Origin of the sequence: Inhella sp., assembly GCF_027532025.1 — a bacterium.
Lineage (GTDB): Bacteria > Pseudomonadota > Gammaproteobacteria > Burkholderiales > Burkholderiaceae_C > Inhella.
On record NZ_JAPZSY010000014.1, the window covers coordinates 53369 to 61549 of the forward strand.

General features: G+C 67.9%; 8 protein-coding genes. 7 read left to right on the forward strand and 1 reads right to left on the reverse strand.

Translation table 11 applies throughout. The features are described from left to right. Positions 1-39 precede the first annotated feature (39 nt). From rmuC to O9335_RS03335, 6 genes are all read left to right on the forward strand, one after another. On the forward strand, positions 40-1473 hold the full coding sequence (gene rmuC, locus O9335_RS03310) for a DNA recombination protein RmuC (protein WP_298383521.1): 1434 nt from the start codon (positions 40-42) through the stop codon (positions 1471-1473). Next, positions 1470-2648, forward strand: coding sequence for an MFS transporter (locus tag O9335_RS03315; protein WP_298383524.1), 1179 nt, complete (start codon positions 1470-1472; stop codon positions 2646-2648). Before rmuC ends, O9335_RS03315 begins: the two co-directional genes overlap by 4 nt. Positions 2649-3078: 430 nt before the next feature. Then, a complete protein-coding gene (locus O9335_RS03320) occupies positions 3079-4869 on the forward strand; it encodes a S8 family peptidase (RefSeq protein ID WP_298383526.1) in 1791 nt (596 codons plus the stop codon). A 66-nt stretch (positions 4870-4935) separates the two neighbouring features. Next, positions 4936-5325: a DUF971 domain-containing protein gene (locus O9335_RS03325; protein WP_298383529.1), complete on the forward strand. Its 390-nt coding sequence runs from the start codon at positions 4936-4938 to the stop codon at positions 5323-5325. Continuing rightward, on the forward strand, positions 5322-6053 hold the full coding sequence (gene ubiE / locus O9335_RS03330) for a bifunctional demethylmenaquinone methyltransferase/2-methoxy-6-polyprenyl-1,4-benzoquinol methylase UbiE (RefSeq protein WP_298383532.1): 732 nt from the start codon (positions 5322-5324) through the stop codon (positions 6051-6053). The genes O9335_RS03325 and ubiE overlap by 4 nt, the downstream gene beginning before the upstream one ends. Then, positions 6034-6870 (forward strand): EpsD family peptidyl-prolyl cis-trans isomerase, encoded by an 837-nt coding sequence (locus tag O9335_RS03335; RefSeq protein ID WP_298383535.1) that lies wholly within the window; start codon positions 6034-6036, stop codon positions 6868-6870. Before ubiE ends, O9335_RS03335 begins: the two co-directional genes overlap by 20 nt. A 23-nt stretch (positions 6871-6893) precedes the next feature. Here O9335_RS03335 and wecB read toward each other — a convergent pair whose 3' ends face one another. Continuing rightward, positions 6894-8000 carry a non-hydrolyzing UDP-N-acetylglucosamine 2-epimerase gene (wecB, locus tag O9335_RS03340; RefSeq protein ID WP_298383538.1) on the reverse strand — a complete coding sequence of 369 codons (1107 nt, stop codon included), beginning with the start codon at positions 7998-8000 and terminating at the stop codon, positions 6894-6896. Between the two features lie 87 nt (positions 8001-8087). Here wecB and O9335_RS03345 point away from each other — a divergent pair. Next, a partial coding sequence (locus O9335_RS03345) for an NAD-dependent epimerase/dehydratase family protein (RefSeq protein WP_298383547.1) occupies positions 8088-8181 on the forward strand: 94 nt, incomplete at its 3' end.

An 8181-nucleotide genomic window follows, 5' to 3' on the forward strand; every position in this document is an offset into this window, starting at 1 on the left:
GCCCGCGGCAACGCACCACCCCGCCGCGACAATCCCCCAATGTCTTGGAATGAACTGCTGCTGACGGGCCTGGTTTTGCTGAACGCGGGGTTGCTGTGGGGCCTTTGGGTGCTGTGGCGCCGTCCGGCGCCACCGCCCGACTTGAAGCCCACGCTGGAGGCCCTCCAGGCTGTTGAGCGCCACCTGCGCGACGACGGCCAGCGCGCCGCGCAGGCCACCCGTCAAGAGTTGCTGGGGCAGCTGACCCAGTTCCAGGCCGCGCTGCTGACCCAAGGCGGCGACGCGGCGCGCACCCAAAACGAGCAGATCGATTCGCTGCGCGTGCAAGTGGCCGGCTTGCAGCAGGGCTTGTTGGGCGGCTTGGCGCAGACCACGCAGGCCTTGAACCAGGCCCAAACGGCGGCCCGGGAAGCCCAGGATGCGGCGCTCGCGCGCAGCAGCACCCAGTTGCGCGAGCAACTGCAAGCCCTGGCGCAGACGAACGACCAGCGCATGGCCGAACTGCGCCATGCCGTGGAGCAGCGCCTGCAGGGCATCCAGCAGGACAACGCCGCCAAGCTGGAGCAGATGCGCCAAACGGTGGACGAAAAGCTGCACGCCACGCTGGAGCAGCGCCTGGGCGAAAGCTTCCGCCACGTGGCCGAGCGCCTGGAGCAGGTGCACCGCGGTCTGGGCGACATGCAGAACCTGGCGCGCGACGTGGGCTCCTTGAGCCGCGTGCTGACCGGCGTGAAAACGCGCGGGGTGTTTGGCGAGGTGCAATTGGCGGGCCTGCTGGAGCAGGTGTTCACGCCCGAGCAGTACGCCAGCAACGTGGCCACCGTGCCGGGCAGTGCGGAGCGTGTGGAGTTCGCCATCAAGTTGCCGGGCCAGGCCAGCGATGGCCAGCCTTTGTGGCTGCCCATCGACGCCAAATTCCCCCGCGAGGACTACGAGCGCCTGTTGGATGCCCAGGAGCGTGCCGACCCCGGCGCGGCCGAAGCGGCTGGCAAGGCGCTGGAAACCCGCCTGCGGCTGGAGGCCAAGTCCATCGCTGACAAATACCTCGCGCCGCCCCACACCACCGATTTCGCGTTGCTCTTCGTGCCCACCGAGGGCCTGTACGCCGAGGTGCTGCGCCGCCCTGGCCTTTTTGAATCGCTGCAGCGCGAGCACCGGGTGATGCTCACCGGCCCCACCACCCTGCTGGCGACTTTGGGGAGCTTGCAAATGGGTTTTCGCACCCTGGCGTTGGAAAAGCGCAGCAGCGAAGTCTGGGCGGTGCTGGGCGCCGTCAAGACGGAGTTCGGCAAGTTCGGCGACGTGCTGGCCAAGACCAAGAAAAAGCTGGACGAAGCCAGCAAGACCATCGACGACGCCGAGGTGCGAACCCGCGCCATGGCGCGCAAGCTCAAGGGTGTCGAGTCCCTCCCCGACGCTCAAGCTCAGGGTCTGCTGGCGCTGGGTGGCGAACCGGAAAGCGACGAGGCTTGAGCGCACTGCCGACTGGCTTCGTGCGGCTCATCGCCGCCTTGATGGGCTTGCACGCCACCATGGCGGTTGCCCGCGTCACCTCCACCTTGTGGCTGCTGCAAAACGGGCACAGCGCGTTCGTGGTGGGCGTCATGCTGGCCCTGGTGTCGCTCACGCCCGCTTTGCTGGGCGCCCCAGCCGGGGCCTGGGCCGACCGCTTCGGGCTCTGGCGGCCGCTCTGGACGGGCTCGCTGCTAGCGGGCCTGGGGGTGCTGGCTGCTTTGGCCTGGCCGAGCGTGCCGACCTTGGTACTCGCAGCCTTGGGCACGGGGGCTGCCCTGGCTTTGGCGGCCGTGGCGGTGCAACGCGACATCGCCCTGCTGGCCCAAGCCCAGGGCGATGGCGGTGTGGCGCCGCAGGCGCTCTACAGCTGGGCCGCCATGGGGCCCGCCCTGTCCAACACCCTGTCGCCCGTGGTGGCGGGGTTGGTGATCGACCACCTGGGGTTTCGGCCTGCCTTTGCCGTGGCGCTGCTCTTGGCGCCTTTGGGCGTGTGGCTCTTGCGTGCCCACCGTCTGCGCCCGTGGCCCGAGGCCACCCACCGAGCGGGGCTGATGCCCGCCTGGGACCTGCTGCGCCAACGGCCGGTGCGGGCGCTGTTGGTGCTCAACATGGTGCTCGCGGTGGCTTGGGATGCGCACACCTTCGTGGTGCCGGTGTTGGGGCATGAGCGTGGGTTTTCCGCTTCGACCATCGGCCTGTTGCTTGGCGCTTTTGCGGTGGGCGTGGCGGCGGTGCGGCTGGCCATCGTGCGCTGGGGCGGCGCCTGGAGCGACAAGCGCGGCATCCGGGTCGCGCTGGGCGTGACGGCCGCCACCTTGGCCGTCTACCCATGGTTGCCGGGGGTGCTGGGCATGTCGGCGGGCAGTTTCGTGCTGGGCATGGCCTTGGGGTCGGTGCAGCCCACCATGCTGGCGGCCTTGACGCACCTGACACCGCCCGCCCGCCACGGGCAGGCCCTGGGTTTGCGCATGCTGATGACCAACGGGGCCGCCATCGGCATGCCGGTGGTTTTCGGCGCAGTGGTGGGCCTGGCAGGTGCCGCCGCCCCGATGGGCCTGATGGCCCTGGTCGCGGCCCTGTGCTGGCCAGCCACGGCGCCGCTGGACGACGGTCAAGCTCACGAGCGCCGCTGACCGGCCCTTCCATCAGGCGCGGTCCGTCTGCCCGCGCAAAGTCTCAGGGCTTTTGCCGCGCAAAGGCTTAGAGCGAGCCCTCCAGAGACCGACACAGGGTTGTCACTCGGGCGGGAAAGTCCTGTGTGGCGATTTGCCAATGGTCACATTTCACGCTTTCCGGTTTTTTTAGACTGCAAAGCGGTCGCGGTAAAACTTCACAGTGGTGCCGGAGACACGACCCAAAGGGGGTGACGCTCCCCCTGTGCCTGATGAAGCTGCCGAGCACTCGCCCACCGCAGGCGAGGAGGGGGTCGGGAGCTTCTGGCTGCACCCGGGCAACCGCCCGAGGCGTCAGACCCGAGCCTGGGTATCCCCCGGGCGCCCCCATGGCGCCGTCCACCACCCCGGTCGCGCGCTGTTCATTTCTACCGATCTCTGGAGCTTTCGCATGTCTTGGATGGATTCGAAGCAGTTGCCGGTGAAGTTGGTTCTTTCCGTGTGTGTGGCCGCCGCGTGTGCCGGCGTGGCGCATGCACAAGCGCAGGTTGCGCGGGCGCCCATGGAGCAAGACGATCAAACCGATCGCTTGATCATCAAGTACCGGAATACGGTGAGCGCTCAGGGCTTGACCGCCGAAGTCTCCTCCCGTGCCGAGGCCCTGCGTGGCCGTGTGGCGCAGTCGCGTGGCGTGGCGATGTCCATGCTGCGCAAGAACGGCTTGGGTGCCGACGTGATGCGCTTGAACCGTGCCATGCCGGTGAACGACCTGCGTGCGATGGCCAAAGAACTGATGGCTGAAGATCCATCCATCGAGTACGCCGAGCCCGACCGCAAGATGTACGCGATGTTGACGCCCAACGACACCAACTTCAGCAGCCTGTGGGGCATGGGCAGCGGCGCCGGCGGCATCCGTGCCACCACGGCGTGGGACACCACCAACGGTGCCGGCGTCACGGTGGCCGTGTTGGACACGGGCATCCGCCCCCACCCGGATCTCGCGGCCAACCTCGTGGCCGGCTACGACATGATCGTGGACACCCTGGTGTCCAACGACGGCAATGCCCGCGACAGCGATCCCTCTGACCCGGGCGACTGGAGCACCGCCGGTCAATGCGGCACGGGCTCGCGCGCCTCCAACTCCTCCTGGCACGGCACGCACGTGGCGGGCACCATCGGCGCCGTGGGCAACAACAGCCAGGGCGTGATCGGTGTGGCCTATGGCGCCAAGCTGCAAACGCTGCGTGTGCTGGGTCGCTGCGGCGGCTACACCTCGGACATTGCCGACGGCATCATCTGGGCCAGCGGTGGCACGGTCAGCGGCTTGCCCGCCAACCCGACGCCTGCCAAGGTGTTGAACCTGAGCTTGGGCGGTGGCGGCGCTTGCGACACCACGACGCAAAACGCGATCAACAGCGCACGTTCCCGCAATGCCACCGTGGTGGTGGCCGCCGGCAACAGCAACGTGAACGTGAGCAATGCCAGCCCTGCCAACTGCGCCGGCGTCATCGCTGTGGCGGCTGTGGGCCCGACCGGTGGCAAAGCCTCGTACTCCAACTTTGGCACTCTGGTGGACATCGCCGCCCCTGGTGGCGAAATGAGCACGGGCAACACCAACGGCATCTTGTCCACGCTGAATGCCGGCACCACGACGCCGGGCGCTGACAACTACGCCTACTACCAAGGCACCTCGATGGCCACGCCCCACGTGGCTGGCGTGGCCGCCTTGTTGTACGCGGTCAAGCCCACCGCCACCCCGGACGAGATCGAGTCGACCATCAAGACCACGGCTCGCGCCTTCCCGGCCGCCTGCAGTGGTTGTGGCACCGGCATCATCGACGCAGCCGCGGCTGTGGCCAAGATCAAGGGTGGTGGTGGTGGCGGTACGCCTCCGAGCACGGTGAACGAAACCGAGTCCAACAACACCACGGGCACGGCCAACACCATCAGCGCACCGGCCACGGTCAACGGCAGCCTGTCGTCCACCACGGACACCGACTACTTCCGCGTCGACCTGCCGGCTGGCAAGACCCTGACGGCGTCCCTGAACGGTGGCACGAAGGACTACGACCTGTACCTGTACAACAGTGCCGGCACGCAAATCGCGTCCAGCACCAAGGGGGCCGGCCAGATCGATTCGGCCACCACGGCGAACACTGGCACCACCTCGTCGGTGCGATTCGTGCGGGTGCGCTACTACCGCGGCGGCACCGGCACCTACACGCTCAATCTGAGCTGGTAATCCAATCCACCTTCGGGTGACGATGGGGCCGCCTACACTGGCGGCCCCATTTTCTTTGGCGTTGCCATGGCCGGTTTGCGCCCCAACTCCCCCCGTCCCACCGCCATCACCTTGCACGAGGCCACCCAGCGTCTGGAGCTGGTGTTTGACGACGGCCGCCGGTGGGAGCTGCCCGCGGAATTGATGCGTGTGCACAGCCCCTCGGCCGAGGTCCAAGGCCACAGCCCCGAGCAAGCCGTGCTGCAAGTGGGCAAGCGCGGTGTTCGCGTCACCGCCCTGGAGGCCGTGGGTCATTACGCCCTGCGCCCGGTGTTCAGCGATGGTCACGACAGCGGCCTGTTCACTTGGGATTACCTGTACCACCTCGGCCAGCAGCAAGAGCGCCTGTGGGCCGACTACGAGGCCCGGCTGGCGGCAGTCGGCGCCAGCCGCGATCCTCAAGGAGAGGCCCAGTGAGCGCCACGCATTTCGGTTTTGAAACGGTCGACGAATCGGTCAAGGCCCGCAAGGTACGCGGGGTGTTCGACTCCGTGGCCGCCAAGTACGACGTCATGAACGACGCCATGTCCTTGGGTCTGCACCGGGCCTGGAAGGCCTACACCGTGGCCGTGGCCAACTTGCAGGGCGGCGAGCGGGTGCTCGACATCGCCGCCGGCACCGGTGACTTGACCCGCGCCTTTGCCCAGCGCGTGGGCCCCACGGGCCTGGTGCTGCACAGCGACATCAACGAGGCCATGCTGCGCGTGGGGCGCGACCGATTGCTGGACCAGGGCGTGGTCACGCCGAGCCTGCTGGCCGACGCGGAGCAGTTGCCGTTTGCCCCCCAGAGCTTTGACCTGGTGAGCGTGGCTTTCGGGCTGCGCAACATGACGCACAAGGACCTGGCCCTGGCCGAAATGGCCCGCGTGCTCAAGCCGGGCGGACGGTTGCTCGTGCTCGAGTTCTCGCAGATCGCGGCGCCTTTGCGCAAGGCCTACGACTGGTATTCGTTCAACGTGTTGCCCAAGCTGGGGCAGGCACTGGCGGGCGATGCCGACAGCTACCGCTACCTGGCTGAAAGCATCCGCATGCACCCGGATCAGGCCACGCTCAAGGCCATGATGAAAGCGGCCGGCTTCGGCCACGTGGACGTGCACAACCTCGCGGCTGGCGCCGTGGCGCTTCATGTGGGCATCCGCTGCTAAGGCACTGGGCGGTGCCCTGTTGCTGGCCTTGATCGCTTGCGCACCGCCGGACGAGGGGCAGCGCGCCGTGGTGAAGGTCAACCGCGAAACCATCACCGCGCGCCAATGGCAAGAGGCCGTCGAACGCCAGCCGGCCACGGGACCTGAGCAGCGGGCGGCCATGGCGCCCCAGGTCTTGGAGCGACTGATCGACCAAGAGTTGGCTTTGCAGCAGGCCGAAGCGATGAAGCTGGAGCGCGATCCCAAGGTGGCTGCTCAACTGGAGGCTGCGCGCCGAGAGTTGCTGGCCCGTGCCTACGCGCAAACCTTGTCGGCACAGGTGCCCCAGCCCACGTCGGCCGAGGTGGAGGCGCATTACCGCGAGCGACCTGCGCTGTACGCGCAGCGCTTGGTGTTCAGCGTCCAGGAGTTGAGCATCGACGGCAGCGCCGAACAGATTGCAGCCCTGCAGGCGCTCGTGCCGCCGCAAGGCGATCCAACGGCTTGGCTCCGTCAGGCCAAAGCGGCTGGGCTGCGCGCCAGCGCCACGCCGGCCTTGCGTCCCGCCGAGCACTGGCCCGCCGCGGCGTTGACGACACTCACCGTCTTGGCGGATGGACAAACCACCGTCTTGCCGCGGGCCGGTGGTCTGTTGGTGGTCCAACGCCTTGGGGTCCAGTCGGCCGCGGTGACCTTGGAGCAAGCGCGGCCGGTCATCGAGCAGCAGTTGCTGGCGGAGCGGCGCCAAGCGCGCATCCAGGCTGAAATGAAGGCCCTGCGGGCCCGGGCGGAGATCGCCTACCTCGGTGTCCCCAGGGGTGCGGCCAGCGCGCCTTGACGTGTAGCGGGCGCCAGCCCCGCTCAGGCGTGGAGTCGCGGTGCCAAGAGGTGGACGATGCGCTCGGCCGCGCGGCCGTCCCACAAGGCCGGCCGTCGCCCGCGTTTGCCGCCGTTCTGGATGGCGTCCAGGCAGGCGGCCACCACGGTGTCGGGGTCGGTGCCGGCCAGCACGTTGCTGCCTTCGTCCACCGTCACCGGCCGCTCGGTGTTGTCGCGCATGGTCACGCAGGGCACGCCCAGGGCCGTGGTCTCTTCTTGCAGGCCGCCGCTGTCGCTCAGCACCAGGGCCGCGTCTTTCCACAGGTGCAAGAAGCTCATGTAAGGCTGGGGGCCCATCAGGGTGACGTTGGGGCCCAGGTCGATGCCTGCGGCCTCCAGGTTCTTGCGTGTGCGCGGGTGCACCGCGAACGCGATGGGCAAGTGCTCGGCCACGCGGCGCAGCACGCCGGCGACGCGGCGCAAGTTGGCCTCGCCATCGACATTGCTCGGTCGGTGCAGGGTGACCGCCACGTAGCGCGGGTGAGCCTTCTTGAAGGCGTCGGTTTCCAAGCCTGAGGTGTCCATGGTCCGCAGCTTGTCGGCTTGGAACAGCACGTTGTCCACCATCACGTGGCCGACGTCAAAGACCGCGTCCATGGGCTTGCCCTCGCGCTGGAGGTGAGCCAAGCCCGAGGGCTCGGTGACGAAGAACCAGTCGGTGATGGCGTCGGTCACCAGACGGTTGATTTCTTCCGGCATGGACAGGTCGCCACTGCGCAGGCCCGCCTCCACGTGCGCCACCGGCACCCCCGCCTTCTTGGCCACGATGGCGCAGGCCAGCGTGGAGTTCACGTCGCCCACCACCAGGCAGCAGGCGGGTTTGGCGGTGGCGATCAACTGCTCGTAGGCCTGCATGATCTTGCCGGTCTGCTCGGCATGGCTGCCCCCGCCGCAGCCCAGGCGCACGTCGGGCTGCGGGATGCCCAGCTCTTCGAAGAACACCTCGTTCATGTCGCGGTCGAAGTGTTGACCGGTGTGCACGATCTGGAAGTCCAGGCGGCCGTCGGCCTGCAAGGCTCGCACCAGGGGCGCGATCTTCATGAAATTGGGACGCGCGCCAGCGACGAGGTGGATCAGGGGCTTGGCCATTGGAATCAGGGGGGAGGAAGCGTTCTGTCATTGTGGCGCGACGACAATCCGCGCTCGCCTTACATCCCCCTGAATGCGGAGTCCCCCATGAAGATCCTCGTCACCGGCGCTGCCGGTTTCATCGGCATGCACGTGAGCCAGATCCTGCTGGCGCGAGGCGACGAGGTCGTGGGGCTGGACA

Excerpts from the sequence above, each read along its gene's own strand:
- O9335_RS03320 (WP_298383526.1), top strand. The coding sequence starts at position 3,079 with ATGTCTTGGATGGATTCGAAGCAGTTGCCGGTGAAGTTGGTTCTTTCC.
- wecB (WP_298383538.1), bottom strand. The coding sequence starts at position 8,000 with ATGGCCAAGCCCCTGATCCACCTCGTCGCTGGCGCGCGTCCCAATTTC.
- O9335_RS03335 (WP_298383535.1), top strand. The coding sequence starts at position 6,034 with ATGTGGGCATCCGCTGCTAAGGCACTGGGCGGTGCCCTGTTGCTGGCC.
- O9335_RS03325 (WP_298383529.1), top strand. The coding sequence starts at position 4,936 with ATGGCCGGTTTGCGCCCCAACTCCCCCCGTCCCACCGCCATCACCTTG.
- rmuC (WP_298383521.1), top strand. The coding sequence starts at position 40 with ATGTCTTGGAATGAACTGCTGCTGACGGGCCTGGTTTTGCTGAACGCG.